The sequence below is a fragment of the Rhodococcus sp. NPDC076796 genome (assembly GCF_040702765.1).
Lineage (GTDB): Bacteria > Actinomycetota > Actinomycetes > Mycobacteriales > Mycobacteriaceae > Rhodococcoides.
In genome coordinates this window covers 52,053-78,304 of record NZ_JBFBMS010000014.1, presented here as the reverse complement: position 1 = coordinate 78,304, position 26,252 = coordinate 52,053, and the positions used below count along the sequence as shown (strand labels likewise).

36 protein-coding genes are annotated in these 26,252 nt (G+C 64.7%); 25 read left to right on the top strand and 11 right to left on the bottom strand.

Features of this window, described 5'->3' with window-relative positions; all coding sequences use genetic code 11:
• Window positions 1-310: 310 nt before the first annotated feature.
• Window positions 311-1,192 carry a sigma-70 family RNA polymerase sigma factor gene (locus tag AB0366_RS25285; RefSeq protein WP_366246419.1) on the bottom strand — a complete coding sequence of 294 codons (882 nt, stop codon included), beginning with the start codon at window positions 1,190-1,192 and terminating at the stop codon, window positions 311-313.
• Window positions 1,193-1,225: 33 nt separating this feature from the next.
• Here AB0366_RS25285 and AB0366_RS25280 point away from each other — a divergent pair, with 33 nt between their 5' ends.
• Complete coding sequence (locus AB0366_RS25280) at window positions 1,226-1,441, top strand: YgaP-like transmembrane domain (RefSeq protein ID WP_006898201.1); 216 nt, start codon at window positions 1,226-1,228, stop codon at window positions 1,439-1,441.
• 22 nt (window positions 1,442-1,463) lie between these two features.
• On the opposite strand, the gene AB0366_RS25275 is transcribed toward AB0366_RS25280, so the two are convergent.
• The 3 genes from AB0366_RS25275 to AB0366_RS25265 form a co-directional block, all read right to left on the bottom strand.
• A complete protein-coding gene (locus AB0366_RS25275) occupies window positions 1,464-2,636 on the bottom strand; it encodes a hypothetical protein (RefSeq protein WP_366246418.1) in 1,173 nt (390 codons plus the stop codon).
• A complete protein-coding gene (locus AB0366_RS25270) occupies window positions 2,637-3,044 on the bottom strand; it encodes a DUF302 domain-containing protein (protein ID WP_366246417.1) in 408 nt (135 codons plus the stop codon). It lies immediately after the preceding gene.
• A 75-nt stretch (window positions 3,045-3,119) separates the two neighbouring features.
• Window positions 3,120-3,632 carry a hypothetical protein gene (locus AB0366_RS25265; protein ID WP_366246416.1) on the bottom strand — a complete coding sequence of 171 codons (513 nt, stop codon included), beginning with the start codon at window positions 3,630-3,632 and terminating at the stop codon, window positions 3,120-3,122.
• A 106-nt stretch (window positions 3,633-3,738) separates the two neighbouring features.
• On the opposite strand from AB0366_RS25265, the gene AB0366_RS25260 reads away from it, so the two are divergent.
• A complete protein-coding gene (locus AB0366_RS25260) occupies window positions 3,739-4,467 on the top strand; it encodes a thioredoxin domain-containing protein (protein WP_366246415.1) in 729 nt (242 codons plus the stop codon).
• Window positions 4,468-4,478: 11 nt separating this feature from the next.
• On the top strand, window positions 4,479-5,351 hold the full coding sequence (locus AB0366_RS25255; protein WP_366246414.1) for a cytochrome c biogenesis CcdA family protein: 873 nt from the start codon (window positions 4,479-4,481) through the stop codon (window positions 5,349-5,351).
• A gap of 37 nt (window positions 5,352-5,388) precedes the next feature.
• On the opposite strand, the gene AB0366_RS25250 is transcribed toward AB0366_RS25255, so the two are convergent.
• The 3 genes from AB0366_RS25250 to AB0366_RS25240 all read right to left on the bottom strand — a co-directional run bounded on the left by AB0366_RS25250 (window position 5,389) and on the right by AB0366_RS25240 (window position 7,102).
• Window positions 5,389-5,736 carry a DsrE family protein gene (locus AB0366_RS25250; protein ID WP_366246413.1) on the bottom strand — a complete coding sequence of 116 codons (348 nt, stop codon included), beginning with the start codon at window positions 5,734-5,736 and terminating at the stop codon, window positions 5,389-5,391.
• Complete coding sequence (locus AB0366_RS25245) at window positions 5,733-6,350, bottom strand: class I SAM-dependent methyltransferase (protein ID WP_366246412.1); 618 nt, start codon at window positions 6,348-6,350, stop codon at window positions 5,733-5,735. Before AB0366_RS25245 ends, AB0366_RS25250 begins: the two co-directional genes overlap by 4 nt.
• A gap of 125 nt (window positions 6,351-6,475) precedes the next feature.
• A complete protein-coding gene (locus AB0366_RS25240) occupies window positions 6,476-7,102 on the bottom strand; it encodes a peroxiredoxin (protein ID WP_166810359.1) in 627 nt (208 codons plus the stop codon).
• A gap of 116 nt (window positions 7,103-7,218) precedes the next feature.
• On the opposite strand from AB0366_RS25240, the gene AB0366_RS25235 reads away from it, so the two are divergent.
• From AB0366_RS25235 to AB0366_RS25210, 6 genes are all read left to right on the top strand, one after another.
• Window positions 7,219-7,839: a GntR family transcriptional regulator gene (locus AB0366_RS25235; protein ID WP_317798555.1), complete on the top strand. Its 621-nt coding sequence runs from the start codon at window positions 7,219-7,221 to the stop codon at window positions 7,837-7,839.
• Window positions 7,840-8,327: 488 nt separating this feature from the next.
• Window positions 8,328-8,891 carry a recombinase family protein gene (locus AB0366_RS25230; RefSeq protein ID WP_366246411.1) on the top strand — a complete coding sequence of 188 codons (564 nt, stop codon included), beginning with the start codon at window positions 8,328-8,330 and terminating at the stop codon, window positions 8,889-8,891.
• 87 nt (window positions 8,892-8,978) lie between these two features.
• Window positions 8,979-10,331: a pentapeptide repeat-containing protein gene (locus AB0366_RS25225; protein WP_366246410.1), complete on the top strand. Its 1,353-nt coding sequence runs from the start codon at window positions 8,979-8,981 to the stop codon at window positions 10,329-10,331.
• A gap of 456 nt (window positions 10,332-10,787) precedes the next feature.
• Window positions 10,788-11,312, top strand: a complete 525-nt coding sequence (locus AB0366_RS25220; protein WP_094653556.1) for a hypothetical protein — start codon at window positions 10,788-10,790, stop codon at window positions 11,310-11,312.
• Between the two features lie 105 nt (window positions 11,313-11,417).
• Window positions 11,418-11,756, top strand: coding sequence for a hypothetical protein (locus tag AB0366_RS25215; protein WP_094653557.1), 339 nt, complete (start codon window positions 11,418-11,420; stop codon window positions 11,754-11,756).
• Window positions 11,753-11,920, top strand: a complete 168-nt coding sequence (locus AB0366_RS25210) for a hypothetical protein (RefSeq protein WP_170945392.1) — start codon at window positions 11,753-11,755, stop codon at window positions 11,918-11,920. The genes AB0366_RS25215 and AB0366_RS25210 overlap by 4 nt, the downstream gene beginning before the upstream one ends.
• Window positions 11,921-12,309: 389 nt before the next feature.
• Here the strand turns inward: AB0366_RS25210 and AB0366_RS25205 are convergent, their stop codons facing one another.
• Window positions 12,310-12,762, bottom strand: coding sequence for a DUF4145 domain-containing protein (locus tag AB0366_RS25205; RefSeq protein WP_366246409.1), 453 nt, complete (start codon window positions 12,760-12,762; stop codon window positions 12,310-12,312).
• An 815-nt stretch (window positions 12,763-13,577) separates the two neighbouring features.
• Here AB0366_RS25205 and AB0366_RS25200 point away from each other — a divergent pair.
• The 3 genes from AB0366_RS25200 (at window position 13,578) to AB0366_RS25190 (ending at window position 16,947) form a co-directional block, all read left to right on the top strand.
• Complete coding sequence (locus AB0366_RS25200; protein WP_366246408.1) at window positions 13,578-14,504, top strand: ArdC-like ssDNA-binding domain-containing protein; 927 nt, start codon at window positions 13,578-13,580, stop codon at window positions 14,502-14,504.
• A 357-nt stretch (window positions 14,505-14,861) separates the two neighbouring features.
• Window positions 14,862-15,149, top strand: coding sequence for a hypothetical protein (locus AB0366_RS25195; protein ID WP_366246407.1), 288 nt, complete (start codon window positions 14,862-14,864; stop codon window positions 15,147-15,149).
• A 97-nt stretch (window positions 15,150-15,246) separates the two neighbouring features.
• Entirely contained in the window at window positions 15,247-16,947 is a 1,701-nt protein-coding gene (locus AB0366_RS25190; RefSeq protein WP_366246406.1) for a ParB N-terminal domain-containing protein, read from the top strand.
• Window positions 16,948-17,099: 152 nt separating this feature from the next.
• Here the strand turns inward: AB0366_RS25190 and AB0366_RS25185 are convergent, their stop codons facing one another.
• Window positions 17,100-17,468, bottom strand: coding sequence for an Lsr2 family protein (locus AB0366_RS25185; protein ID WP_032391721.1), 369 nt, complete (start codon window positions 17,466-17,468; stop codon window positions 17,100-17,102).
• Window positions 17,469-17,896: 428 nt separating this feature from the next.
• Here AB0366_RS25185 and AB0366_RS25180 point away from each other — a divergent pair, with 428 nt between their 5' ends.
• The 10 genes from AB0366_RS25180 (at window position 17,897) to AB0366_RS25135 (ending at window position 23,932) form a co-directional block, all read left to right on the top strand.
• A complete protein-coding gene (locus AB0366_RS25180; protein WP_366246405.1) occupies window positions 17,897-18,160 on the top strand; it encodes a hypothetical protein in 264 nt (87 codons plus the stop codon).
• A gap of 125 nt (window positions 18,161-18,285) precedes the next feature.
• Window positions 18,286-19,218 carry a hypothetical protein gene (locus tag AB0366_RS25175; RefSeq protein WP_366246404.1) on the top strand — a complete coding sequence of 311 codons (933 nt, stop codon included), beginning with the start codon at window positions 18,286-18,288 and terminating at the stop codon, window positions 19,216-19,218.
• Window positions 19,219-19,454: 236 nt separating this feature from the next.
• The gene (locus AB0366_RS25170) at window positions 19,455-19,667 is read left to right on the top strand and encodes a hypothetical protein (protein ID WP_366246403.1); all 213 of its coding nucleotides are present in this window, start codon (window positions 19,455-19,457) and stop codon (window positions 19,665-19,667) included.
• A gap of 129 nt (window positions 19,668-19,796) precedes the next feature.
• Complete coding sequence (locus AB0366_RS25165; RefSeq protein WP_366246402.1) at window positions 19,797-19,961, top strand: hypothetical protein; 165 nt, start codon at window positions 19,797-19,799, stop codon at window positions 19,959-19,961.
• 85 nt (window positions 19,962-20,046) lie between these two features.
• The gene (locus tag AB0366_RS25160) at window positions 20,047-20,892 is read left to right on the top strand and encodes a hypothetical protein (protein ID WP_366246401.1); all 846 of its coding nucleotides are present in this window, start codon (window positions 20,047-20,049) and stop codon (window positions 20,890-20,892) included.
• Complete coding sequence (locus AB0366_RS25155) at window positions 20,889-21,233, top strand: hypothetical protein (RefSeq protein WP_366246400.1); 345 nt, start codon at window positions 20,889-20,891, stop codon at window positions 21,231-21,233. Before AB0366_RS25160 ends, AB0366_RS25155 begins: the two co-directional genes overlap by 4 nt.
• An 85-nt stretch (window positions 21,234-21,318) precedes the next feature.
• Window positions 21,319-21,483: a hypothetical protein gene (locus AB0366_RS25150; protein ID WP_366246399.1), complete on the top strand. Its 165-nt coding sequence runs from the start codon at window positions 21,319-21,321 to the stop codon at window positions 21,481-21,483.
• Between the two features lie 555 nt (window positions 21,484-22,038).
• Window positions 22,039-22,209: a hypothetical protein gene (locus AB0366_RS25145; protein ID WP_366246397.1), complete on the top strand. Its 171-nt coding sequence runs from the start codon at window positions 22,039-22,041 to the stop codon at window positions 22,207-22,209.
• 512 nt (window positions 22,210-22,721) lie between these two features.
• A complete protein-coding gene (locus AB0366_RS25140; protein ID WP_366246396.1) occupies window positions 22,722-22,862 on the top strand; it encodes a hypothetical protein in 141 nt (46 codons plus the stop codon).
• A 50-nt stretch (window positions 22,863-22,912) separates the two neighbouring features.
• On the top strand, window positions 22,913-23,932 hold the full coding sequence (locus tag AB0366_RS25135) for a DUF4192 domain-containing protein (RefSeq protein ID WP_366246395.1): 1,020 nt from the start codon (window positions 22,913-22,915) through the stop codon (window positions 23,930-23,932).
• A gap of 182 nt (window positions 23,933-24,114) precedes the next feature.
• Here AB0366_RS25135 and AB0366_RS25130 read toward each other — a convergent pair whose 3' ends face one another.
• Window positions 24,115-24,285, bottom strand: coding sequence for a hypothetical protein (locus tag AB0366_RS25130; RefSeq protein WP_366246393.1), 171 nt, complete (start codon window positions 24,283-24,285; stop codon window positions 24,115-24,117).
• 485 nt (window positions 24,286-24,770) lie between these two features.
• On the opposite strand from AB0366_RS25130, the gene AB0366_RS25125 reads away from it, so the two are divergent.
• The 3 genes from AB0366_RS25125 (at window position 24,771) to AB0366_RS25115 (ending at window position 25,880) form a co-directional block, all read left to right on the top strand.
• On the top strand, window positions 24,771-25,004 hold the full coding sequence (locus AB0366_RS25125) for a glutaredoxin family protein (protein WP_366246392.1): 234 nt from the start codon (window positions 24,771-24,773) through the stop codon (window positions 25,002-25,004).
• A gap of 29 nt (window positions 25,005-25,033) precedes the next feature.
• The gene (locus AB0366_RS25120; protein WP_366246391.1) at window positions 25,034-25,165 is read left to right on the top strand and encodes a hypothetical protein; all 132 of its coding nucleotides are present in this window, start codon (window positions 25,034-25,036) and stop codon (window positions 25,163-25,165) included.
• Window positions 25,166-25,274: 109 nt separating this feature from the next.
• A complete protein-coding gene (locus tag AB0366_RS25115) occupies window positions 25,275-25,880 on the top strand; it encodes a DnaB-like helicase N-terminal domain-containing protein (protein WP_366246390.1) in 606 nt (201 codons plus the stop codon).
• A gap of 30 nt (window positions 25,881-25,910) precedes the next feature.
• Here AB0366_RS25115 and AB0366_RS25110 read toward each other — a convergent pair whose 3' ends face one another.
• Complete coding sequence (locus AB0366_RS25110; protein WP_366246388.1) at window positions 25,911-26,117, bottom strand: hypothetical protein; 207 nt, start codon at window positions 26,115-26,117, stop codon at window positions 25,911-25,913.
• Between the last annotated feature and the right edge of the window lie 135 nt (window positions 26,118-26,252).

Here is a 26,252-nt window from a genome sequence, read left to right as displayed (position 1 = left end):
GCGACGGGCGAGACCACGAAGACCGGGACCGCGACAACCGAGATCGCGAAGAAATACGACTCGGGTCGCAGCCCCGGCAGGACCAGGGCTGCGGACCGCGATCTACTTCTTGGAGAACATGCGGGAGAACAATCCCGGTGACTTCGGATCGGAGTCGTGCCCCTTGCAGCGATTGGACGCCGGAACGCCCCGCATCACCTGATCGACGTGTTGACCACATCCCGCCCACGTCGTTTTTCCGCATTTCTTGCACGTGACAGCCCTGCACATGAGTCTCTCCCTCGGTCGACGAATCACGCCCCAATATACCCTATGGGGTATCCGATTGAGGGTGTCGGGGGTGATCGGTCCTCGCGGCGGGCAGGGGTCCGCCCAAGCGGGCGACGTCGTAGACGAACTGTTCGGGTACCGCGCTGGTCCACGGCCGCAGGCCGAGTGCGGTCTTGATACCGATCAGGGCCTGTGCGATGGGTGGGCACCGGCGACACTGCCGCAGGTGCGCATCGATGCGGGCCGAGGCGTCGACATCGAGACGCCCGTCCAGGTAGTCCGATGCCGCGGCGAGTGTGCGCCTGCATGCCTGGGAGTCGTTTCGCGGGTGTGCGGGACCGTCGTCGAGGGCGCGTAGCAGCTTCACCCGTGCGCGGTGGATGCGCTTGTACACCGCCGCGGTGGTGAGCGCGCCGACCGCACCGATCTGTGTCGCCGTCCAGCCCTCGCCGTCGTGCAGTGCCAGGACCATTCGATCCTCGACGGTCAACGTCGCCAGCGCCGCTCGCACCGTGGACCGATCGCTCAGCGCCTGCGCCACCGTCTCGGGATGCTCGAGATCGCTGATCGGTCCATCGTTCTCGCCCGTGCCCGACGGTTCGGTGCGCTGATTCTCCGCGCGTGCGGCCACATCGCGGGCACGATTGATCGCGATTCGATACAGCCACGTCGAGAGCGCCGATTCGGATCGAAACGTTCTCCGGTTGCGCCACGCGCGTTCGAGGACGTCCTGCACCAGATCGTCGGTATCGGCCGGTGATCGTGTCATCGCGGCTGCGAAGCGACGAAGAGTCGTGCCCTGGTCGATCAGATCGCGCGCGAAGCGCTCGTCGTATGCCGCACTGTCGAGGTCGGGGCTGGGGCTGGGCTGTTCGCGCGAGGAGCCGCCGATTGGTCCACTTCGGCGTTCTCGCCCGTCCAACAGTGAAAGTCCCTCTACAGAACTGGAATCATCATGTCGTTCGTCGAATTCATGCGCAGTACTGCCGGGCGCGCACTGCGCATCGTGGTGGGAATTGCTCTGATCGTGGTCGCCGTCGTACTCGGCGGTGTCGGGGGCATCGTGGTGGGAGTGATCGGCGGCGTCTTCGTTCTGACCGGGGTGATCAACGTGTGTCTGCTCGGGCCGTTGTTCTCCGTCGATCTTCGAGGTCGACCCAAGACGTCCTGAACGGGGCGCGCGGGCGGGCAGCTCAGAAATGGGGGATCACCTTGAATGCGGTGTACCCGTCGTTGCTCTGGGCCAATGCGACACCGTTCGAGGTCACTGCTGTCGGCGCTGCACTCGGTGATGTGCCGGTGACGCGGCCGGAGGTCGCATCGATGGCGGTCACCCCCGAGTCCGACGCGCCGTAGACGATGCCGCCGACCAGAGCGAAGCGGTCGGCACCGGGAAATTGATCGGCGGTGAAACCTCGGGTGCCGTACTGCTCGAACAGGACAGCGATTCCGTCGTCTGTGAGGTCTGCGGTGGTGATCATCGTCGCCCCGCTACTGCTGTCGGCGGTCACCACCATCGGACTGCGGCTACCGCTGATCCATCGGATCTCGGCATCGGAGAGGCGATAGACCGCCTGGATCGGTTCGGGACGGGTCGGGATCGTCCATGCCACGACCACTGCATTGCCGGCGGTAGCGACGAATCGTGCGCTCCCGGGGATCGCTGCGGGGGGCGGGGTGAGAGTGTCGGTGGACCAGGCGATGTTGCCGGTATCTGCGGTCACGACATGCGCTGTGTCGCCGTCGACGGTGACCGCGTATCCACCGGATTCGGAGATCGCACCCGTCAGGTCGGTGCGGTGTCCGTCGGTTGCCGAGATGGCGGCCACGGCCGCGGGCTTTGCTGTCTGCGAGCAGTCGGCGTCGATCAGCAGCCCGGACCCGGTCAGGCAGCCTGCAGTGGAGACCGGACCCCATACGAGGTCGCCGGTGCGGGTATCGCGGGCGGTCATCGTGGCCGGTGCCCCCGAACCGGAATCATCGATGTCCTCGGTGATCAACAGCTCACGGTTGTGTGTGCTGGTGACCGCGAACTCGTCGCGATCGGCGGGTACGTCCACGCCGAATCGTGGTGTGCCGGCGTCGTCGAGTACCTGCACCCGGTGCGAACCGGATGCGTCCGAGGAGTCGACGATTCCGACGAACCCGTCCTCGACGATGTGAGGCTGCGACAGGAACGGGATCGACCACAGGGCCGTGTCTCCGAAGCCCGCCGGCGGCGCGGACGGCGACGACGGGTGCGCCGCCGGATCGGTGCCCGTGACGTCTCGAGCAGGCGAGGAACTGCACCCCGACACCAGCGCGACTGCGCACAGTGCAACGGTCCCGATCACCGCCGCCGCTCTGCCGATACGGTGCGCACCCATCTATGTGGTGGTGCTGTCTCCGCCGAGTGCCATGATTGCGCTCTGCAGCAGTGCAGTGGCCCGGTCGGCGACCTCGGCCAGGCCCGCTGCATCCGAGAGCCCCACCATCACCTGGGGGTTCATCGCTTCGACGATGGTGCTGCTGCCGTCGGCTCGCACCACCACGTTGCACGGCAGCAGCAACCCCACCTGCCGATCGGTGTCGATCGCAGCCTTCGCCAACTGCGGATTGCAGGCTCCGAGAATGACGTAGCGTTCGATGTCGGCGTCGATCTTGCTCTTCAACGTCGCCTGCATGTCGATCTCGGTGAGCACTCCGAACCCCTGTTCGGCGAGTGCTTCACGGGTTGCATCGACAGTTTCCTCGAACGGCATGTCCACTCGGGTGCCGATGGCCAATTCGGTCATAGTTCGTTCGGTTCCTTTCGATCGATGGGGGTGGTGGTCACTCACAGTGGTCCGCGTGGGTCCACCGATACTCGATCATGCCGCGCAGGACGCTGCGGTGCAGTCACGCTTGTGCCATCGCACGATCACGGCAGCGGTCAACATCGTCAGTGATACCCCCGCCAGGAACGGCTGGATCGGGGCCCACAGTCCCAGTGCACCCGAGGTGCCGAGCGCGAGAAGTACCAGCTTGTTGCACACCGGACATCCGACGGCGAAGAAGGTCAATGCGACACCGAGGGCGGCGGGTGTGCCGGTCCGCTCGACCCGCGCGGGTTTGTCGATCCCGAACCACAGTGCGGTCAACAGGGCCGTGGCCAGCAGAACCGGAAGCTCCCATGCCCGCACCGGCACTTCACGGCCGAAGACGGGCGTGTCGATGATGTCGGTGGGAATGCCGACCACCAACACCGTGACCGCACCGGCGAGAGTGCCGCGTGCCGCCCGCATCCCCCAACGCCGGTACCGAGAGAACTGGGCAACCACCTCGTCATCGGAACGGCCTGCGGTTTCGACGTCGAGGCGGTCGGACGTGGCGGGCTCGGTCATCAGCGAGGATCTCCTACGGGTTGTAGTTGTGTGAGTAGGGTGACACTGTGAGGCTATACCCAGATGGGTATCGCTGCCAGTATTGCCGACTGCCGAAAGGTATTGCATGACTTCGACATCTCGCTCCACTCGCCGACGAGACCTTGTGCTCCTGGCCATCGCCGTGGTGGTGGCGGCCGTGCTCGTGGGAGCTCTCGTGCTCGGAACGACAGGTGACGGCGAGCAGTCGGAGGCGGCACCGGACGCCGGGTCGAGCAGCGCGAGCGGCCCGCCGGTGATGGGACCGCTCGGCGATCTGGCGCACCGCGAGCCCGATGATCCGATGGCCCTCGGCGACGTCGACGCCCCGGTGGTGATGATCGCCTTCTCGGACTTTCGGTGTCCGTTCTGCGCCCAGTTCAGCCGGGAAACCGAGCCGCAGCTGATCGATCGATACGTCGATACCGGCACCCTGCGCATCGAATGGCGAGATCTACCCATTTTCGGGCAACAATCATTCGATGCTGCCCGGGCCGGACGCGCCGCCGCCGCCCAGGGCAAGTTCTGGGAGTTCACCCGCGCCGTCTACGCCGATGCACCCGAGACCGGTCACGCGGACCTGACACTGGAGACGCTGCAAAGCTACGCGCAACAGGCCGGGGTACCGGATCTGGCTCGGTTCACCGCCGACGCCACCGGCACCGCATTCGATGCCGCGATCACCGCCGACTCCACCGAAGCGCAGTCGCTGGGTATCCCGGCCACTCCGGCGTTCTCGATCAACGGTGATCCGGTTCTGGGCGCGCAACCGTTCTCGGAATTCGTCGATCTGATCGACACAGCAGCCGGCGCGTAGGGCGGCCCGCGATGTCGCAGATCGGACTTCTCGGAGCATTTCTCGGCGGGCTGCTGGCACTTCTCAGTCCATGCTCGGCCCTGCTGCTCCCTTCCTTCTTCGCGTACGCCTTCGACGGGGCCGGCAAGCTCGCCGGCCGCACCGGGATCTTCTACCTCGGTCTGGCAGCGGTTCTGGTTCCTCTCGGTGCCGGAGTCGGTGCCATCGGCTCGGCGATCACCCGGTATCGCGAGGTCACCACGATGATCGGCGGCGTGGTCATCATCGCCCTCGGAGTGATGATCATCGTCGGTCGCGGCTTCGCGCTGGGGTCCGCTCAGAGAGCAGCCGCGCGCATCGACGTCTCCTCCACCGGATCGGTCTTCGCCCTCGGCGCGGTCTACGGGCTCGCAGGGTTCTGCTCGGGACCCCTGCTCGGCGCGGTCCTGACCGTTGCCGTCGCCGGCGGTCAGGCCGCATACGGCGGAGTGCTCATGGCACTCTACGCAGCGGGGATGGTGATACCCCTGTTCGTGCTGGCGCTGGTATGGGACCGATTCTCGCTCGGATCACGAACGTGGTTGCGCGGCAAGGAAATCAGCATAGGACCGCTGAAGACGCATACGACGTCTCTGATATCGGGGGTACTTTTCATCGGTATCGGAGTGCTGTTCCTGCTCACGGAGGGCACAGCGAACCTCGGCGGCGTCATGGGGGTCGACAGTCAGTACTCGCTGCAGGTCTGGATCAGCGATGTGGCCGACGCGGTACCGAACACCGCAGTGCTCCTGATCGCAGTGCTGGTGATCATCGCAGTCCTGGCGGTGCGCATCGTCCGTGGTCGAGGCCGTGACACCGCAGCCGAGTCCTCCGAGCTCGGTGAACGCGAGAACCGAACGCCCTGAGACGATGTGCCTACGACACTGGAGCGGGGATGTGATGTCAGGCGTAGAGCTGTGACCACCCATCTCGCTGACGTCGAGCGAGATGGAGCACTGCAGCGGGAACCACTTCGACACCCATCAGCAGATCGTCGTCACCGAGCCCTCTGCCCTCCAGACTGTTGCGGCATGCTTTCACCGTGATGGAGGCCGAATCGATCAACGCCCGCATCTCCAGGGAAATATCCGAACAGCGCAGGGCCGCATCGAGACCCGGTCCGAAGCACACGACTTCGATCATCACCGGCTCGGTCGCAGCATCGAGAAGGTTGTGGATCGCCCGCACCACCACGGTGGGTGTGGTGTTGACGGCGAACACCACACGCAGGGGAGTCGGATGATCGGTCACGCGAAAGTTCCGTTCTTCAGATCACGGTGAGCTGCGGTGCCCCACGGCTGTGCATGGAGAAGGACATCGATGGCCCGACCCTCACCGACAGGGCGGACCAGGTGTCCCAGTTCGTGGACCTGCAGTCCGCTCGCGGCGCGGGCGAGGTCGTCGATGGCGGGCAGGATCGACGGATCGGGTGGGCCCCCGACTCCGTGAGTGAAGTTCTCGAGCGCATGACCGAGATACAACAGCCGTCCACCCGGTGCGAGCCAACTTCCTGCACCGGCAAGGACGGCAACCAACTCGTCGACCGGTAGATGCAGGAAGCCGATGGCCACCAGATCCACCGGGCCGGGCGGCTCCCAGGCCCGCACGTCGGCAACGGTGTAGTCGATCGACCGGTCCTCCCCGCCGCTGCGTGCGAGTTCGATTGCCACAGAAGAAAAATCGACAGCATTCACCGTCCACCCCGCGTCGCCCAACCATCGAGCGTGGCGCCCGTCCCCGCACCCCAGATCGACCGCCCGGCCAGGGGGCAGCTCCGCAAACCGCGCAGACAGGGCAGCCGCCGGGGCCGACCCCCACGGATGCTCGACGCTGCTGTACCGAGCATCCCAGTCCGACGAATTCACTGATTCACGCCTTTCCGCTGTTGACCACCGCTGACCACCGCAGGGTCGGACAACCCGACGCGTCGACGAAGCTGTGAGTCACTTCACTGTACCCCGGGGGGTAACAGTGTGAACGGGTGCCCTGGTCAGGGCTGCGCGGTCAACCGCAGATAAGGCTTCAAGGTTCGATATCCGGGGAACCGTGTTGTTGCCTCGTCGTCGGAAACGCCCAGTCCGATGATCACGTCTTGACCCGGCTGCCAGTCGGCGGGCGTAGCCACTGGCTGACCGTAGGTCAGTTGCAAGCTGTCGATCGCGCGCAGAATTTCCGTGAAGTTGCGGCCGGTGGACATCGGATAAGTGAGGATCAGCTGTATCGACTTGTCCGGGGCGATGACGAACACCGAACGTACGGTGGCCGCCGCGCTGGCGCTCGGGTGAATCATGTCGTAGAGCTCGGAGACTGCGCGATCGGTGTCTGCGATCATCGGGAAATTCACTGCTGTGCCTTGCGTTTGACCGACATCGCCTTCCCATGCCAGATGCGAATCCACCGAGTCCACAGAGAGGCCGAGTAGCTTGACTCCACGTCGGTCGAACTCAGGTTTCAGCCGCGCTGCCGCACCGAGTTCGGTTGTGCATACGGGCGTGAAGTCACCGGGGTGGGAGAACAGCATTCCCCACGAGTCTCCCAGCCATTCGTGGAAGGAGATCGTTCCTGTGGTTGTAGCGGCGGTGAAATCCGGAGCTGTATCGCCCAATCGAATACTCATCGGTGCGTCCTCTCAATTATCGGTGGATCATAAATGATCGATCATTTATGATCGTACATGTGAAAGTCCCCTCGGAGTCGACGGATGCTCGGTCAAAGACAGGGCAGGGCGTCACGGTGACCGGTCTGCCCGAACAGATCAAAGATCTGCTGTGGGAACGAATAGCCGATGGCACGTACTCGCCAGGAGATCGGTTGATCGAGACGCGGATCGCTCGTGAGCTCGGCGTGAGCCAAGGTCCCGTCCGTGAAGCTCTTCGGCAGTTGGCCGGAATGGGCCTGGTGGTCTTCGAAGCCCACCGCGGGTGCCGAGTCAGACGGGTCGACCAGGACGAGCTCGATGAGGTGTCAGTGGTGCGCGCAGCACTGGAAGAGACAGCAGCACGACTTGCAGCCGGTCGCGGCATGGCGGTGGACCGCATTGCCGATGAAGTCGACGGTATGCGCTCCGCCGCCGTCGCCGCGAACGGTCGAGCATGGGTCGCGCACGCTATGGCATTCCATCGGCTCATCGTCGCGGCCTCCGGCAACAGCACACTGCTGTCGACGTGGGAGCATCTGTCGATCGAAGGTCGAACCGCTCAACTCGTATTGGCACCAGGATTCGACATGGGTGCCAGCACGGAACAGCACCAAGTAATACTCGAAGCGCTCGGTGCGGGCGATGCCGAAAGGGCCGCTCGGCTGTCCCGCGAACACGAAGAGACCTTCATCCGCGGCGACCCCACGTCAGATTGAGCGGAAGGGCGCGACCACAACGACCGCAGCTGCCTCTGCTCCGCGGCCCGTCACCTATCCGAACGGCATGGCCGGTTCGGTGGATTCGGACGTCAAGCGCCGCTATGCGCGATCCACATCCAGCCATAGTGACGGTGTATGAAACCCGTGCTCAGTTATTCGAAAGATCGAACGAACCCGAACCGCGCCCCGGGGGTAACTCGCCCTCTTATCGGAGGATTCCGTAGCACTCGCTCGCGCCGCTCACTCTGATTCCGTTTGTCGGTGAGACGGCTGCTGGCTACGTCAACGAGATTGTGGACATCACTCTTTAAGCTATGGCGACTTAGTCGACCCTCTAGTGCAGTCCACTTCTGACACAGTGCAGTCGTCTTCTGAAACTGACAGGATCAATATTCGAGACTCAATCGTGATGTGTCTCAGAAACCCGTCTCAAGGTCTGACGCGTCGCCTGTGCCTTGTCGGCCGTTTCTGAGACAGTCATCCTCGTGAGCGCCATTTTGGGATACATGAGGGTCTCGACCACCGATCAGTCGCTGGATCTGCAGAGAGACGCATTGACAGCCGCCGGCTGTTTCCGGGTCTGGGAAGAAGTCGCGTCTGGAGCGGACAAGGACCGACCTCAGTTGCAGCTGCTCCTCGATAGCATCCGCGCCGGCGACGTCGTCGCAGTATGGCGACTCGATCGTCTCGGCCGCTCCCTGAGTCACCTCATCGAAACCGTCAACCTCATCGAAACCAAAGGCGCAACACTGCGCAGTCTCACCGAAGGGATCGACACCTCGACAGTCGGAGGACGCCTGACCTACAACATCTTCGGCTCCCTCGCCGAATTCGAACGAGACCTCGTCAAAGAACGCACAATGGCCGGCCTCGCCGCTGCACGAGCCCGCGGCCGCATCGGCGGGCAGCCATCGAAAATCGACGCCGACAAAGCCCGTCATATCCGCCGCATGCTCGACGACGGAACACCAAAAACTGAAATCGCAACCGTGCTCGGAATTGGCCGAGCCACCCTCTACCGGCACCTCGATGCCACTCGTCACCCTTAACGGAACAATTTTCTGCGTTCGAGCCGCTATCGGCAAACCACAGAATCGGGTACACGGCCACGCCATTTCTGCGCTACCTTCACAGCTGTGAGCAGCAAGAACGCCATCCCCGCCGCCGCGCGGCCCGGAAAGTCAATCCGACGACTTACTGCAATACTGGTCGGCCTGCTATTGCTGATCTGTGTTATCGCTGTTGCCCCGAAGGAATGGGCAGCCCTAGTCGTCGCGGTGCCCGCCGCCTGGTCCTGGTACCTGCGTCAGAACATCACCCCCGGACACGGAACCGTCATTGGCGGATTCTTCGTCGTGGCGGCCGCGGCCATTGCCTACACCGGCACACACCTCACCCGAACCAGCAACGCACGCCACGCCGACCGATCCCACAATCGAGCGGACCTACAAGAGCTACGCCGCCGATTCGTCACCGCTACAGCACAATTCGCCAACCCATCTCCGGAAGTCAGACTCGCCGGCGTCTATGCCCTCGAAGCACTCACGGAGGACTGGATCGACCGCGAGAGATATACAGACGCTCAAACCTGCATCAACTACCTTTGCGGCTATCTTGTCCGCCCGTACACGCCACCGGCCCACAGTCCCAACCTACGCAGCAGCACCACCCGAACGCATCACACGAAATACAACTACACCGACGAAACCCATGAACACCCCCGCGACGACCTGAACGTCCGACGAGCCATCACCCGCACCATCGCTGCGCACCTCCAACCCGACCACCACCACAATTGGAGCAACTACGACTACGACCTCACCGGTGCCTACTTCCACAACGCCGACTTCGCAGGATCCGACTTCAATGGAACTACGGACTTCTCGAACGCCCACTTTTACGGAGAAAAGACGTCATTCAAAGGGGTGACATTCCGGAGTGTGCACACGAAATTCGACAAGGCAAACTTTGCCTGTGAGGAGACAACGTTCGGCCGAGCGGTGTTCGTCGGCGACGAAACATCTTTTGTGGCAACGACGTTCCGTTGCAGCATCCAGGCTTCATTCTCGGGTGCGCACTTCCGCAGCACGTCGCTGACGACGTTTTCCGAGGCACAATTCCACGGGGTGCAAACCTCGTTCAACCAAGCGCATTTCTACAGTCCAGAAACGTCGTTCTGGGCGACGCAATTTCGCAGCTTGTATACCAAGTTCGACGAGGCGAACTTCCACAGCAAGTTGCTGACCAATTTTGCCGTCGCGGGATTCCACAGCAAACTGGCATCGTTCTACTTCGCGGGGTTCCACGCCGGGCAGACAGTTTTCAATCGAACCGTGTTCACGGGCGAAAAGACCTCGTTCGTCCGGCCACGGGCGTGGAAGAACGTCTGTTTCGATTGGGACTTCCCAATCCAATACGAGGAACCGGCCGCTCAACCAGCCTATGTGACACCGAAAGACTGGCCACCTGCCGTTGAGTCGAAAGACTAGAGCTACCGCGAAACCGAGCGTGGTCGGTCTCCGTCGCTCCCGCACAATCACCCCGCGAGCTCCACGGCCGGGAGGTGGCCACCCCGCCGGCGTCGACGCGCGTGATGCATCCCGCCTGCCGGCGGTGCCGGCCACCCTGCGGGCGTCCCCCGAACCGAACTCCGCTGCGCTCCGCACCGTGAAAAGACATCGAATTTCTTGTCGCACATCTGGCTCCCGGCGATCCTGCATCACCCGTGCCCGCCAGCTCAACCCCTCGCTCCGCGTTGCTACGGCCAAGGCTCCGAACACTTTTCGTCCCGTACTCGCTCCGCTCCCACGAAAACTGTCCGGCCGCGGCGTTGCCCCGTCGTCCCCGTGCGCTGCTGTATCTCCTCACGCCAGATGACGGCGAAAAGAAATTGGCAGAGCAGGCACCGGCTCGGTCACCACACCAGTAGGGGAGAGGCCCACACCATGAGCGCATTCACCGTCACCAACGAACACATCGCAGTCCTACTCACCGCCGGACTGACCATCGAACACAAGCCCCTACGGTGGGAGATCCCCGCACCCGCAGACGGCCGCCTCCCCATCGAAGCCACCACCGGAAACGGCGTCAGCGCAGGACACTCGCCCAACAACCCGAACACCCGCACCCGCACCCTCACCCGCGCCAGCGTCGACGCAATCGGGCAGATGCTCCTCGACCAGAACACCGCCAGCGTGAACCACCGCTACAGCGACGACGACCTCAAGCTCTACACCTACACCCCGCCCCGTGCCTGGCGGACGCCCGTCGAGGTACTGAAAGCCCTCAACTGCTACCGCTACCAAGCAGGCGAAACCAGCGATTGGACCGGCACCGAAGCCCACCACTTCTGCGCTGCCCTCGAAACGGCCGTCATCAACCAGCTCCCCGGCTACGACGAAGCCGCATGGGCCATCGGCCGCGAGACCGCCACCCTCGCCGAACAGCGAGCCGAACACCCCCAGCGGTAGCAGGCTGCCGCCGGGACGGGTGGCCTAAGGTGCCAACCGACCCGGCAGGAGCTCCACCCACACCCCGCCGCACATCGAACCCACCACAGGAAAGGAACTCGGCCCGTGCCAGCACAAGCCTGGATCACCCTCATAGTCGGCCTCTTCGCCGTCGTCGGCGTCGCCGGAACCGTCAACCAACGCACCCGAGCCGACAACCGCTCCCAATCCTGGCAACGCATCACCTGGTGCCTCGAACGCACCGTCAGCGACAACCCCGACGAAGTCGCACTCGGCTGGACAGTGTTCGGCACCGTCGCCGCAACCCCCTTCATCGCCAAGACCGACCGCGACACATTGCAAGCAATCGCAGACCGGGATATCGCCTCCGACACCGACGACCTGGCGGAAACCGACGACAACAGCGACAATGGACCTACAACACACCGCGAGGAGCGCCCATGACCACCACCGAACCACGCCGGGCCTGGACCCCCGAGCAACGCCGGAAGGTCCGCGCCGCAGCCGCAGGAGCCTCGATCAAGCTCCGCGAATTCGACAAGAAGCCCGTCCCTCAGTGGCTACGCGACGTCGCCGCAGGCAAAGACACCAAGCCGCCCACAGACTGACCACCGATCAACCAGACAAGGCCCGCCCCCCACCAGGGGACGGGCCTTTGTCATTCGTGCACGCCGCCGAAACAACGCAATCGACCACACAGAAGAAACGGCCACCCTGCGGGCGGCCACCGAATCGAACTCCGCTGCGCTCCGTCCTGCCACACCCCCGAAGCAGAAGACCGAGCGCGGCCGTCCTGCGGGCCTACGTCCGCAACGCGTTGCAGCACAACAGAACTGTCGGTACCCCACGGCACAATCACCGACTATGCGAATCCGAACCATCGACGGACCACCACTACCCGCCGAACTGGCCGAACAGGCTGCCCGGGCGATCGCACTGTCAGAACTGGCGCGCCGTAGCCGCGGACGAATAGTCGACGATGGCCGACGGCATCCGGCTACGGCACCAGGCGTTTCGCAGCAAGGATCCGGCCAGCCCGGGCGACAGCCGCAGCACGGTCAGGCGCATACAGTGCACTGAGAGCGATCTCGACGTACTCGACCATGTCCAGAACATCCGTTGCCGTCACCGTCGACGCAACGTGCGTCCCTTCATTGCCGACCCACTTCGCCGCCCGCAAAAAAAGCGCCAATTCCTCCTCGGATTTGGCGAACTCGTCGAGCCGATCATCGAGGCTCCGGAACTTGTCGTTGCGCGTCGTCGCGGACACTCCCTGCGCGGTCATCAACGCTTCTACTGCGCTTCGCACAGCTGTCATCGCTGCCGGTGCATCCATCCAGACCAAAGCGCCTACTCGGCGCAACTGATCGGCCACCACGTCGGGAACGCCGTCCGGGTACTCCGCGACCAGAACCGGGGGATAGAAGCTCCGAACCTGGTAGAACGTCACGTGAAAGGTCGAAGGGTCCCAGGGATCGTAATGCCGATTCCATTCGACGAACATGTCGCCGGAAACCGCGACGACTGACTCGCAACCACCCTTGGTGCACCGCAGGTGCATCGTGAAGACACCCTTGATATCCGTCGGGTCGTCGTAAGAGTCCAGACGCCATCTGTATCGGACAGGACCATCGTCCTCCGATGGCTTATCGGCCTTCTTCGGTACATGCAACACCCCGCTCTGACACACAGGGCACTCGATGGACGGCCAAAACCCATCCAGGAATGCAGCCGACAGTTCCCGAGCATGTCGCTTCACCATCGAATGCGCCTCCGTCTACGCGCGAAAACTGGCCTGAGCATAAGCAGAACAGGCCGACTGCCATGACACCGCGCGGGGTCGAGATCCGTCGCTCCCGCACAATCACCCCGCGAGCTCCACGGCCGGGAGGTGGCCACCCCGCCGGCGTCGACGAGCGATCGGTCTTCCGCCTGCCGGCGGTGCCGGCCACCCTGCGGGCGTCCACCGAACCGAACTCCGCTGCGCTCCGCACCGTGAAAAGACATCGAATTTCTTGTCGCACATCTGGCTCCCGGCGATCCTGCATCACCCGTGCCCGCCAGCTCAACCCCTCGCTCCGCGTTGCTACGGCCAAGGCTCCGAACACTTTTCGTCCCGCACTCGCTCCGCTCCCACGAAAACTGTCCGGCCGCGGCGTTGCCCCGTCGTCCCCGTGCGCTGCTGTATCTCCTCACGCCAGATGACGGCGAAAAGAAATTGGCACAGCAGGCCGGGGGACCGGTCACGAGGGAGAGGCACCAGTCATGGCCACACGAACCAAGACCAGCGCAGCGGACAAGGCCGAAGCACGCCGCGAGCTGGCGGCATCACTGCACACCTCGATCACCGACAAGGTAGCCGAGCTGACCAGCTCCGACACCTGGCGCGCGTACCTCGACCACGTGGCCTCGTTCCACTCCTACAGCTTCAACAACGTCCTGTTGATCCTCGCCCAGAAGCCCGAGGCAACACAGGTCGCCGGATTCCGTGCCTGGCAGCAACGCGGACGGCAGGTCCGCAAAGGTCAGAAGGCGATCCGGATCTACGGCTACAGCTCCCGCACCGTCACCGAGAACGACCCCGACACCGGCGACGAAGAAACCCGTAAGGTGCCGACGTTCCCGATTCTGTCGGTGTTCGACCACTCCCAAACCGACCCGATCGAGGGACACCCGCAGCCCGAGGAAATCGCCCAGCTCCTCACCGGTGCCGATCCGGACGCGATCTACGACCGCGTGGCCTCGATCATGACCGGGCGCGGCTGGACCGTCACCCGCGAAGCGATCGCCAGCAGCGCCAACGGCTACACCACCACCGACGGCTCCCACCGGATCGTCGTCGACGCAGCCCTCGAACCCGCAGCGGCCGCGAAAACGATGATCCACGAGGCAGCGCACGCGATCATGCACGCACCCGACCTCATCGGCCCCGAGGCCCGCAAGGACCTGCACCGGGGCCGGATGGAAGTCGAAGCCGAATCCGTTGCCTACGTCCTGGCCGGGATGCTCGGACTCGACACCAGCGCCTACAGCGTCGGCTACATCGCCGGATGGGCCGCAGGAGACCTCGAGCAGGTCACCGCCACCGCGAAAGCCGTGCTGACCGCCGTCCACGAGCTGGCCGACGCCCTCGATGACACGGCCGCCGGGTCGGACGAGGTCGAGGACGCCGGGACCGGCGAAGCCGCGTAGGGGCCGGGGTGGGTCCGCCGGCCGAGAGTTCCGGCCGGCGGATCAGGCCACCTGCGGTGTCCACCGAATCGAGCTCCGCTGCGCTCCGCACCGTGGAAGAGCAAAGACGTTTTTTCACTCCGGTTCTGGCTACCGGCGAGCATTCATCACCCGTGACCTCCGCATCAACCGCCGGCGTCGCAGGCTCCGGCCCAAGGGCTCCGAAAACTTTTCAAAGACGCCTCCGGCTGAAAACTTTCCGGCCCGACCCTTGACACTCCGGCCCTGTGCGCTGACTTCTCTCCTCACGCCAGAAACGGCGAAAAAACGTGGCAGGGCAACAAGGTTCGGCCACCAGTTGGGAAGGGAAGTAGCGACATGCACGACACCATCACAGGACCGAGGACGGTGGGACTGCACACCGCGATCATGTCCGCGATCGGTCAGGTACCGGCGCAGGTCAAGACCCACGCGCTCGCGCAGGTCACCGCCTACACCGAGCAGGTCAACCGGGCCGCTACCGATGCGAACTCGACCACCGTCGACGCGCAGGTCGAGCGGGCCGCGTACTGGGCGTGCACCGCACGCGAACACGGAGCCAGCGAGGCCGAAATCCACGCTGCACGGCTCGCAGGCCACCACCAGGTAGCCACCGCTCTGCAGTAACCCCAGGCCCGTACCGGCCCGGAAACAAGAAAACACCGGACAGCTCTTACCTGCCCGGTGTCTCCAACCGAAGAATCTACCAGGGAGAGACACCACCATGACCGCAAGCATCGAAACCACCACCGCCGCAACCGAAGCCCCCACGACCGGCACCACACCGGTCGTGGGGGCGGGCGAGGAGTTCGCCCGCCTGCACCCCACCACCCTCGACGTCGGCCCCAACGTCCGCGACCACGTCGACACCGACAGTCAGGACTTCCGCGATCTTGTCGCGAGCGTCGTCGTTCACGGAGTCGTACAGGCGATCTCCGCAGTCCGCGACGGTGAGAACGTGGTCGTCATCGACGGCCAGCAGCGGACCCTCGCCGCGATCGAAGCCGGGGTCGAGAGCGTGCCGGTGCTGATCCGGACCGCTGTCGAGACGTTCAAGGAGCGGGAGATCGAACGTATCTCCAAGCAGGTGGTCACCAATGATCTGCGAACCCCTCTCACCGAGGGCCAGCGAGCGAAGGCATTCGCCGACATGCTCGCACTCGGCCTCTCGGCAACGAAGATCGCCAAATCGGTGCAGGTCAAGCGTGAGACCGTCAAAGCCGGTGCCGCAGCGGGTCGGTCACAGACAGCGATCGCTGCCCTCGACGCCGGGCAGCTCGACCTCGAGCAGGCGGCGGTGGTCGCAGTGTTCGACGCCGACGGCGACGACGATGCAGTCGAGGACCTGCTCAACGCCGGATCACGGTTCCGCTCCGTCGCACAGGAGTTGATCGCGGACCGCGCCGAGCGCAAGGCCCGCGCCGAAGCAGGTACGCCGTATGCGGCCAAGGGCCTGACCGTCCTCGCAGACGAACCCGACTTCGACAGCCCCTACGTCGCCGCTGAGGACTTGGTAACCGCAGACGGAGACCCGATCACCGAAGCCGTCATCGACGGCGCAGCCGAGCACTGGGCGGTGTGGCTGACTGCCGATGAGCAGATCACCGTCACCGCGACCGGCGAGGTGATTGAGTCCGAGTCGATCGACTGGGCGACCGAAGGAGCCCCGAAAGCCGTCGCTGCCGAGGGATTCCACCACCACAAGGACGTCACGGTCGCACAGGTGTGGGTGCCGGAGTACTTCACCGCCGACCCCGACGCCGCCGGTGTGAAACTGGGGCCGATCCTGGCCGCAGCGTCGAGCGAACCCGACGAGGCCGACGATCAGGCCGCAGCCGAGAGGAAGGCACGCGAGAAGAAAGCCGCGCAGGCAGCGCTCGCGGCCAAGGAGGCCGAGAAGGCCGCTCGGCGGCGCACCGTCGCGCTGAACAAGGCCAGCGCCGCCGCGACGATCGTCCGCAAGGAATGGCTGAGCAAGTTTCTCACCCGCAAGACCCTGCCGAAGGGTGCAGGGAAGTGGATCACCGAAACGCTCGTCGACGAGCCGGGACTGTTGACCGAGAACAAAGCGCCGCAGTACCTCGCAGAGCTGCTCGGTGTCACCGTGCCCGCCGACACCAGCCCCAGCGCCGGATACCCCGGTGTCGCGGACAAGGCCGCGCGTCGAGCACTCGCCGCCACGATCGACAAGGCCAGCGAAACCCGCGCGCAGGTGATCCTGCTCGCGCAGATCCTCGCCGCCTACGAAGCACGAGTGAGTGGCAAGGGCAACGACTCCTGGCGGCGCACGTCCTGGGGTAACCAGGACAACTACCTGGGCTTCCTCGACCAGCACGGCCACGTGCTGACCGTGGTCGAGCAGTCCGCAGCGGGAACGCTCACCCCCGAACAGGCGTACGACCAGCTCACCGCACCCACCGAGTAGGAATCGGGCACGGTGGCGGGTACCTCGACGGTGCCCGCCACCGGTGGCCCCGTCCCCGACCCCGGTCGAGGGGGCTCCGCCGCCCTCGAGCTCCCCCGCTCGGCGCACCACCACCGGCCCCGCTCAGGTCGAGGCGGGCGGCTCACCGCCCGTCAGTGTGCGGCGTTGTACGCCTCTTCGATATCGGCCGGAATCCGGCCACGCTCGCTGATCTCGTAACCCTGGTCGAACGCCCACTGTCGGATCGCCCGCGTCTGCTCCGGATCACGCTTGACCGATCCGCCGGCCACTGTCGCGGTCGACGCGGCAGCGGGGGAGGGCTTACGCTTACGGCCACCGACCCGCGTCGCATGCCCGACGTAGTAGTCGAGCTTTTTGTGAAACTCGGTGGCGTTCTTCGCTTTCAGGTCGATCGAGTACTCGACGCCGTTGATCGCGAACTCGATCGTCTCGCCGGACTCGTCGTCGATGACCGACCCGTCGATATCGTCCACCAATTGGGTTGTCACTCGTTTGGCCACAGCCGCAGAACCTTTCATCGACACATTCGCAATGCGCAATCGCATTCGCCTGTACAAGGGTAACCAGCGTCGATATCCGCTTTCTTCATCGACACGGTAATTCGAGCCGCTATCGAGCCGTATTCGATTTCCGGCAGTCGGTCTCACAGGCACCGAGAAAGCAAGACAGCTCTCGCATCGAAAAGGAATTGCGATAGCCGCAGCCGTTGCAATGCAACAGTATTCGGCCCGCGTGAACGCGTCCGCACGTCCCCTCCGGGGCCGCCCCATATGGGTCACCATTTTGGTCGTACGAGTCGCCCAAGCCTGACATGCCGGGGGCCCGTCCAATCAACCCACGGTCGCAAGCTCCCTCTTCGGGGTTGACAGTCCACCCTCAACCTGTCAGTCCAGGACGTCTCATCCGAACCTTTGGAAGGTGTCCAGTCATGAACAACAACTACGAACTACTCAACGATCACCAGATCATCACCGATCTCATCGGCACAGCCGCTCAGCTCCCCGCCGAAGATCCGCGCGCGGCCCGGTGGGCCACCGAAGCGCTCGCGCTCGCCAGCGCAGCAGAGCTGCCCATCCTCATCGAGGAAGCCGAAGGAGTGCTCGGACGCATCGAGCACGACACCACCTGCCGGTGGTGCGCCGGGCAGCCGGGCGCGGCAATCCCGGTCGGGTCCTTCTGGTGCACCCACTGAGCACCAGCCCTCCGGGGTCCCGGTCCCATCACGGGGCCGGGACCCCCTTTTTTGTCTCCCATTCTGTTACCGCAACGTAATGAAATGAAACGTAATGATATGAAACGAAATGGTAGAGTTCAGTCATGACCGCAGCCGAACCGCCCCGCAAGCCAGGCCGACCCCGCATCCACGCCAGCGCGTCCGACCGTGTGCGGGCACACCGAGCCAGAGCAGCGGAGAAGGCCGGAAAGTCCGCCGCTGCGGTCGCCGGCGTCGACGAGGCCGACACTGCGACTCCCGAGCTCGCCGTCGCGTCCCTCGCTGCCGTCCTCCCGGCGCTGGCCACGCAGGCCGAACAGATCACCGCCCTGGTTCAACGGGTCGAATCCGCGATCGGGACCGTCTCGGACCCGAAAGCTCTCGATCAGCGTCTCGAGCTGATGCGCGCCGAAACCGCACGCACCGTCTCCGCCGCCGAGGAGCGCGCGGCCGCCGCCGAAGCAGCGGCGCACGCCGCGACCGTCCGCGCCGACGCCCTCGACGCCGAAAACGACGAGCTCCGCGGCGATGCCGCCGACGCATGGGAGCGGACCGAAGAAGCAGAAGGCGCGGCTGAGCGGGCCCGTGCCCAGGTCGAGGAGCAGAAGGCCGCGCACCGCGTCGAACTCGACGAGCTCGACGCACGCCAACGCGCCGAAATCGGTGCCCTGCAGGACACCCACGACACCATCGTGGCCTCACTCAACACCAGTCACCGCGAGTCGATCGACCGCTACGACGAGAAGGATCGCCGCCGCGAGGACGAGCTGGTCGAGCTGCGCGCCGAAGCAAAAAGGTTGCGTGCCGATCTCGCCGCCGAACGCACCACCCACCAGGACGACAACCGCACCAGCGCAGCAGCACTCGCCCAGCAGCGCACCGACGCCACCAAACGTGAAGCCGAGCTGCGCCGCGACTACACAGAACGCATCGACGAACAGAAGACGATCGCCACTGACCTGCGCGAAGAGATCTCGTTGCAGCGAGCCGAACTCGATCGCCTCCGTGGTCTCGAGGAAGACCGGCGGCACAACTGAAAGGCCGGGGGTCGGGGGCGGTCATGCGGGGGAGTGGGCGTCCACTGCACTACCTCGCCGCCTCCGGTGTCGCCCCATATGGGTCACCAAGGGGGTCGTACGAGTCGCCCGAGTCTGACATGCCGGGGACCCCGTCCAGTAAAACCACGGTCGCAAGCTCCCAAGACGTGGTTTGACAGTCCACCCTCGTCATGTCCGATCGCTGCGTCTCATCCGAACCTCGAAAGGATCTCGCCATGCTTCCAGATCGCCTCTCCGCCATCGCATCCGCCGCCCTCAACCGCGGCGCAACGAGCGCCACCCACAACCTTGGAGGCCTGCACGCGGACGTGCACCACGCCACGATGTGCGGGCAGTGGGTCACACCCGAGCAGCTCGACACCCGCACCTGGGAATGCCTACTCGGCAAGCACCGCACCGACGAACCGATCGAACCGCTCAAGCTCTAGGCCGGACGGCCCCGCCCACACCGGGCGGGGCCACCACCCGTCCCATTCGGCCGGCTCCGCGCTCGTCCAGTCATTCACACGAATGACTGTTGCCGGAACCAACTTGAGCCCGGCCGCGTCCAAGCAGGTATGGACCACGACGAACGAGCCGCCATCCGAGACGAAGGCCACGACCCCGACCACCCGACCGTTCTTCACGCTCTCGACCAGGTCAAACGCACCCTGGGTCTACATCGGCACCTCGCCTGGACATTCACCGCGGCCGACCTCGACGGCCTCGCCGTTCCCCGCTGACCGACCTCACCAGCGCATTCGACAGTCGAACACCCGTTCGATACTCTGGCGGTAGTTCCTACCGGTACGGCAAAAGGTCGATCACATGGCCACCGTCGACGCGATCGAAAACCTCACCGGACTCGACAAAGCCACCCAGCTCGACGTCCTACGCCGCCGGATGGCCACCGTGCCGGGTCGACGCGACCACGCACCCGCCGACCTCCCGACCGCCGTCCCGCTCGACCGGCCCGAACCCACGACTTCGATCGTCGACGGCGATCCGGAACCCGCTGTCGCCGCTGTGCGCGGCAAAACCCTCCGCACCCTCCGCACCATGCCCGTACCCCCACCGCTCGCCGCACTGCTCCCACGCCGAGCCCTGGCCCGCGGAACCGCCGTCACCGTCACCGGCGCCGGATCCATGCTCATCGCCCTCGTCGCGGAGGCCTCCGCGGCCGGGCACCACGTCGCCCTCATCGGCCAACCCCGCCTGAGCCTGCTCGCCGTCCACGAACACGGCGGGGATCTCGCAAAGGTGCATCTTGTGGATCCTGGAAAAACTGATCCTCTCGACGCCGCCAGCATTTGTCTCGACGGGGTCGATTTGGTCGTGACGACCGTGCACGGCCGCGACGTACCACCCACGCGCGCAAGGGCTTTGCTCGCGCGCAACCGGCGGCACGGCAGTGTGCTGATCCTGACGGACGGGCACATGCCCGGTACCGATCTCACAATCGCCTCCACCGTCTGCGGCTACGGCGGTATCGAGCAGGGCAGAGGCCGAATCCGGTCGATCACCCTCGAAACCACCGTCCACGGCCGCGGAACACCAGACCGCACCGGCCGCTACACCCTCACCGCCCCCACCTTCGGCGAACAAGGCCTGCGCTGGACACCCACACCCGCCGACGACCTCGCCGGCCACCGACCCGTCGCCGTCGCGCAATGACCACCGACAACGAGGCCGGCATCTTCGACGCCTGGCCCACCACCTTCGAGCCACCCACCCGCCGAATCGTGGACCCACCCAAATCGGTGCACGTGAATATCGCGCTCGCCATCGGACGATCCGGAGGCGGACGATTCCGCGACACCACACCTCTAAAAGTGAGAGCCGAAGGGCTCGCAATGGACACCATTGTCGAAGGAACTTTGTTCGCATGGGCACGGACCAGCGTCGGGGATTGGCTTGCGAGCGTTAAGTTTTCGATACCCACGGGCAACAAGATGGGGCGACTCGACCTCGACCGGCAATGGGTCCCTGCCGACGCGGTCACACCCATCACATGACCGACACCACCACCCCGGTGGCCGTCCGAACCGACCTCGAGCACCGACAATCAACACACACCACCACAGCAGCACAGGAGAAACCGTGAACATCGGCGACCGCTACCACCTCGCACCCGGCGCACCCGGCATCGTCGTCATCCGCGAAATCCAAGACGGAGGCCTCGTCCTCGTCGAAAACGACACACCAGGCCCCGGCGTCTACCCCTACCTCGTCAAACCCGACACCCTCGTACCCGCCACCACCTGACCGCTCAGCAGACCTCACCTGGTGGTTCTTCGGCCGCGTCAACTAGGCCACACTCAAAGCTCCGTCGAACCGGACTCACGCTTGAGGGCACGCCTCGCAGCCGCAACACCTCGCTTCTGCAGAAACGCACTCAACGCAACGCCCTCGGCCGCCGCCGCGCGCGACACCTCTCCGTGCTCGGACTCGGTAAAACGCACCGGCACAACCCGATCCCGAATCGGATCCGCCGACTTCGGCCTACCGCGCAGTCCCATACAACCGATATTACCAACTACGCAAAAAGGTTGCCCCAGCACAATTAACCGACTACGTTAAATCTGTACGGAAGATGCTCGACGTCACCACGTCGGACGAAGAATGTCAGACGCATCTGAAAGCATCGAGGCAGTACGAAACGACAATCGGGGGAGAACAACAGTGAACAGAACCAAGCGAATCCAGTTCGTCGCGCTATCAACCATCGGGTTCGTAGCAGTACTCGGACTACTTATCCTGCTCATATGGCCCGGCTCCTCAAGTGATGACAACCCCGCCGGGCCCGGAATCGAACCCCAGATGCCCGTCAGTCTCACCACCTTCCTGCTCGCGATCGCAGCAATAGTCGTCGTCGGCGGCACCGCAGTCCTTGTCTGGGTCGAGGTCATCTCACCCCGACGCGCGCTGGCAGCCATGGACAAACGCAGAGACAACCGCGACGAGGGCACACCCAACAACACCGACCGATGAGCGCCGAAAGCAACCACTGACCCACCATCAACACCAGCGCTACCGCGACACCGAGCCCGGTCACCCTCCGTCGCTCCCGCACAATCACCTTCACAGCCGTACCCCACATGACGCCGCCGTAGAGCAAACGCTCCGGCGGCGTCGTGCGTCCCACCACCAGAAACCGGGCCGACTCCCAAGCAGGCCCTGGCGGGCCACACGCACCCCTACGGGCCGCACCGAATCGAACTCCGCTGCGCTCCGCACTCAAAAGAGCCAAAAGAATCAATTTCTTTGTGACGTAGGTGGCTTCTCCGAGCATTCATCACCCGTGACCTCCGCATCAACCGCCGGCGTCGCAGGCTCCGGCCCACGGGCTCCGAAAACTTTTCAACGACGCCTTCGGCTGAAAACTTTCCGGCCCGACCCTTGACACTCCGGCCTCGTGCGTTGACTTCTCTCCCCAGCCACCACGGCACAAAGAAGTTGGCAGGGCAGCAGGTCCGGCCGCAAGTCGAGAGGAACAGGTCACCATGCGAGCAAAACACGCAACCACCGCCGACGAGATCGACATCATCGTCCACCGCCAGGGCAAGCCGAAGATGCGCCGGGTCGTCAAACGTGCCAGCGCACGCCGCGACCGACGCACCGCCCGCCGCCAGCTCCGCCACTGAAAACCGCTCCACCCCAACCCAACCCGAACACACTCCCGGAAGGCATCACCATGACCCAACGCAGCGTCTCCCTCACCACCGCCGCCGACACCCTCGCCGCGATCCCCGCCATGCTCGGCCACACCCCCGACAGCTCCGTCGTCGTCATTGCCCTGGCCGACAACGGGCAAGGCGCACACCTCATCGCCGCCATCGGCCGCGTCGACGCCGACCAGGCCGAGGCAGCCGCCGTGCAGACCGCGGACGGCCTCGCGCGCCAGAGCGTCGACGGCGCACCCGTCACCGCCGTCATCCTCGCCGCTATCGCAGACGCCACCCATGCAGGAGCAGCCCTGATCGGCCTCGACGCCATCCGCGACGCGTTCACCGCACACGGCATCACCACCACCCGCGCACTGCACACCTACAGCCTCACCGCTGGAACGGCTTTCACCGACCTCGACAACTTCACAGACGGCACCGTGCCCGATCCCGCGTCCACCACCCTCGCGACCGCCCGCACCGTAAACGGCCGCGTCATCGCCGGATCACGCGCCGACATCGAAGCCCGATTCACCCCCACCGCAGAGATCCCCGAATCCCTCGCGCTCGCCGCTGCAACCACGATGGCCACCGACTTCCTGCCCGTCACGTTCGACGAGCTCGCAGCCGTCATCCACGCCCGCGAGATCCCCAGCGCAGACCTCACCGCCCGTATCGGGCTGGTACTGGCGACCGGCCACGCCGAAGTCCGAGACGCCTTCCTCTCGATGGCCGTGCACGGCGACGCAGACGCCGCCGACGCCTTCACCCGAATCGCCGCCCCGCTACGCGGCACAGCCCGCGCTCAGGCCCTCACGATCGCCGCGTACTTCCTGTACTGCACCGGCGACGGCGCAGCCGCCAACATCGCACTCGACGCAGCCGAGCGCACCGCAGAACGCGCCAACATCACCCTCCCCAGCTTCACCACACTGCTCAGGCGTGCAGTACGAGCCGGCATGCCCCCAGCCGAGGTCAAGGGGATCAGCCACGCCATCACGCCCGACTACGTCGCAACCCACATCGGCAGGGTGCAGAGCTACATCTGAGACGCCGCCGAGCGTGGCCACCGGATCGAGGTGGCCACGCCCGGCAGCTCGGCTCGCGGGCGCGGGGCCGGTGCTTCGGGCATCGAGCCCTCACACCGACGAACGCCCAGCACCCACACCGGTGGCAGAGCAGCGGGCGGCCGGCAGTGAGGGCAGGGGAGTGGCAGAGAGCGAAACAGCGCTCAGAGGGACGTCGTCTCGGCCGGCCACACCACATCGACGTCGTTGGCCGGCGGGCGCGTGTCGTCGACCGCAATGCCCGACACGATCGCATCGAGCGCCATATCCGAGGGTGCAGGCGATCCCTTCACCACAGCTTTGGACAAGGCATGTTCGACCCGCGAGCGCTCCATACCTAAGAACACTACCGACCAGCATGAACAGCCAAACCCACACGTGAACGCAGTCCCGAAAGAGAGAACGGGGTTCTTTGTCGGTCCGTCTGGCTGCGCAACGAGAATGCGTCACCCGGGCTCTCCCGGATCAACCCCTGACTCCGGCCCACAGGGCCCCGCACGACTGTTCGCCCAACCCGCACTCGCTGCGCTCCCCGGCGAACACTCGCACCGGCCAGGCATTGACCGTCGAACACCGTCCACCGCCGTCTCTTCTTCGCGCCAACCGGAAGCGAAAAGAACGCAGGGTAAGGAAAGTACATAAAGGGGTCGATAACTATGACAATAGCCCGATTCGATGGAATTAAGATGCGCCAATAAACTGCGAAAAAGCAACTGCAACAACACAAATAACGGATATTGTGCGTCGAATAAGTCTGGCATAAGCGTCGCTATTGCCGTAGAATAGAAGCCAACAGAACAATTCTCGAAAGGAGATAGATATGTCCATCACCGTCTACACGAAACCGGAATGCGACCCCTGCAGCGCAACCAAAACAATGCTCGACAACAAGAAGGTGAACTATCGAACCGTCGACGTCACCGAGGATCTCGCCGCGTACCGCTTCATCACCGAAGAGCTCGGCTATCGACAGACTCCCGTCGTGTACGTCGACGAAGACACCCACTGGAGCGGGTTCCGGATCGACGCCCTGAAAAAGCTCACCGCAGCCTGACACCCACCGACACAGGAGAGAGACCACCCATGCACCTCGTACCCGTCTATACACCGGACCCCGACTACATCGACCGTCAGATCGACGCCGAACTCGCCGCAGAGTACGACTCCACGCACCCGGACCCCGAGCAGCGTGACGTCGAGCGGGCCGCGTCGTGACCGCAGCCGACGACACCCCAGCACCATCGAAGCGATACGCCACGTACTGGCGTTCACCCTCAGCCAGTACGACCTCTGACCCGACACCACACGAACCGAGGCATCCGCGATGAACGCACTCCGAGCAGTCCCCGCACCCGGCGACGACGCCACGCAGGCACGCGCGGACCTCGCGCCCGTCGAGGACCTCGAGGCCACCGTCGAACCTGGTTACGACCCGGCCACCGACCCCGAAGCGATGCTCCTGTGCGCCCTGATGGACGTGCGCAACCAGTCCACGGACGGAACGGACGTCGAGCGGATCACCAGCACGCTCACCCCGGCGGACTTCGAGGATCCCGCACACGCACGCATGTACGCCCACATCGTCGACCTCATTACCGCCCGGCAACCTCACGACTTCGCATCCGTCACCGGCGCACTGATCCGATCCGGAGCAGATGGAGCCAAAGACGCCCCCCTACGCAAACGCCTCATGGGCATTGTCACCGCGGGCGCACACTCCGTCGCGGCCGTGCACTACGCCGACAACGTCCTGTCCCAGTCCTACCGGCGCAGCTTCCACATCGCGGGCCAGCGGCTTACTCAGGCGGCCGAAGAGGCACCCGAAGCGGACCTGTTCGACTACATGGTTGAACTCGGTATCGCGCAACGCGCAGCGTTCGGCCGGCTCAACACCTTCCGTCGCGGCGCGACCGGAACCGAACACGCGTGACTACAGCCTGAGCAATGTGCCGCGCGATTCTCAGAACGTACTTCGAGCAGTGCTGAACAACGCACCGAGCGTGATCGCGAATACGAATACCGCCACGAATACCGCGATCCGGAATACACCGCCGGCGAGCATGCCCGTCGCGCGCAGCGGCGCGAACTTCCACGTGCCGTCCGCCCGCTGACCCGAACGCAACACCACATACGCCAGCACCGCAGCGGCCATGAGATACACAACCATCGAACCCACCCCCTCTTCTTATCGTGTCGTCCACTCGCGCAGGCGCTTCGGCATGTGCGACCAGTTGCCAGCCAGTACACACCCACCCACCGACACAGTCGGTGGTGCAACGGCCGCGCACCGTCCACGTGCGGG

What these genes read in the sequence shown, in the direction of transcription:
- AB0366_RS25280 (WP_006898201.1), top strand. Translation starts at nt 1,226, where the DNA reads ATGTCGTTCGTCGAATTCATGCGCAGTACTGCCGGGCGCGCACTGCGC.
- AB0366_RS25275 (WP_366246418.1), bottom strand. Translation starts at nt 2,636, where the DNA reads ATGGGTGCGCACCGTATCGGCAGAGCGGCGGCGGTGATCGGGACCGTT.
- AB0366_RS25270 (WP_366246417.1), bottom strand. Translation starts at nt 3,044, where the DNA reads ATGACCGAATTGGCCATCGGCACCCGAGTGGACATGCCGTTCGAGGAA.
- AB0366_RS25265 (WP_366246416.1), bottom strand. Translation starts at nt 3,632, where the DNA reads ATGACCGAGCCCGCCACGTCCGACCGCCTCGACGTCGAAACCGCAGGC.
- AB0366_RS25260 (WP_366246415.1), top strand. Translation starts at nt 3,739, where the DNA reads ATGACTTCGACATCTCGCTCCACTCGCCGACGAGACCTTGTGCTCCTG.
- AB0366_RS25255 (WP_366246414.1), top strand. Translation starts at nt 4,479, where the DNA reads ATGTCGCAGATCGGACTTCTCGGAGCATTTCTCGGCGGGCTGCTGGCA.
- AB0366_RS25240 (WP_166810359.1), bottom strand. Translation starts at nt 7,102, where the DNA reads ATGAGTATTCGATTGGGCGATACAGCTCCGGATTTCACCGCCGCTACA.
- AB0366_RS25220 (WP_094653556.1), top strand. Translation starts at nt 10,788, where the DNA reads ATGAGCGCATTCACCGTCACCAACGAACACATCGCAGTCCTACTCACC.
- AB0366_RS25210 (WP_170945392.1), top strand. Translation starts at nt 11,753, where the DNA reads ATGACCACCACCGAACCACGCCGGGCCTGGACCCCCGAGCAACGCCGG.
- AB0366_RS25200 (WP_366246408.1), top strand. Translation starts at nt 13,578, where the DNA reads ATGGCCACACGAACCAAGACCAGCGCAGCGGACAAGGCCGAAGCACGC.
- AB0366_RS25195 (WP_366246407.1), top strand. Translation starts at nt 14,862, where the DNA reads ATGCACGACACCATCACAGGACCGAGGACGGTGGGACTGCACACCGCG.
- AB0366_RS25190 (WP_366246406.1), top strand. Translation starts at nt 15,247, where the DNA reads ATGACCGCAAGCATCGAAACCACCACCGCCGCAACCGAAGCCCCCACG.
- AB0366_RS25180 (WP_366246405.1), top strand. Translation starts at nt 17,897, where the DNA reads ATGAACAACAACTACGAACTACTCAACGATCACCAGATCATCACCGAT.
- AB0366_RS25175 (WP_366246404.1), top strand. Translation starts at nt 18,286, where the DNA reads ATGACCGCAGCCGAACCGCCCCGCAAGCCAGGCCGACCCCGCATCCAC.
- AB0366_RS25170 (WP_366246403.1), top strand. Translation starts at nt 19,455, where the DNA reads ATGCTTCCAGATCGCCTCTCCGCCATCGCATCCGCCGCCCTCAACCGC.
- AB0366_RS25165 (WP_366246402.1), top strand. Translation starts at nt 19,797, where the DNA reads ATGGACCACGACGAACGAGCCGCCATCCGAGACGAAGGCCACGACCCC.
- AB0366_RS25160 (WP_366246401.1), top strand. Translation starts at nt 20,047, where the DNA reads ATGGCCACCGTCGACGCGATCGAAAACCTCACCGGACTCGACAAAGCC.
- AB0366_RS25155 (WP_366246400.1), top strand. Translation starts at nt 20,889, where the DNA reads ATGACCACCGACAACGAGGCCGGCATCTTCGACGCCTGGCCCACCACC.
- AB0366_RS25145 (WP_366246397.1), top strand. Translation starts at nt 22,039, where the DNA reads ATGCCCGTCAGTCTCACCACCTTCCTGCTCGCGATCGCAGCAATAGTC.
- AB0366_RS25140 (WP_366246396.1), top strand. Translation starts at nt 22,722, where the DNA reads ATGCGAGCAAAACACGCAACCACCGCCGACGAGATCGACATCATCGTC.
- AB0366_RS25135 (WP_366246395.1), top strand. Translation starts at nt 22,913, where the DNA reads ATGACCCAACGCAGCGTCTCCCTCACCACCGCCGCCGACACCCTCGCC.
- AB0366_RS25130 (WP_366246393.1), bottom strand. Translation starts at nt 24,285, where the DNA reads ATGGAGCGCTCGCGGGTCGAACATGCCTTGTCCAAAGCTGTGGTGAAG.
- AB0366_RS25125 (WP_366246392.1), top strand. Translation starts at nt 24,771, where the DNA reads ATGTCCATCACCGTCTACACGAAACCGGAATGCGACCCCTGCAGCGCA.
- AB0366_RS25120 (WP_366246391.1), top strand. Translation starts at nt 25,034, where the DNA reads ATGCACCTCGTACCCGTCTATACACCGGACCCCGACTACATCGACCGT.
- AB0366_RS25115 (WP_366246390.1), top strand. Translation starts at nt 25,275, where the DNA reads ATGAACGCACTCCGAGCAGTCCCCGCACCCGGCGACGACGCCACGCAG.
- AB0366_RS25110 (WP_366246388.1), bottom strand. Translation starts at nt 26,117, where the DNA reads ATGGTTGTGTATCTCATGGCCGCTGCGGTGCTGGCGTATGTGGTGTTG.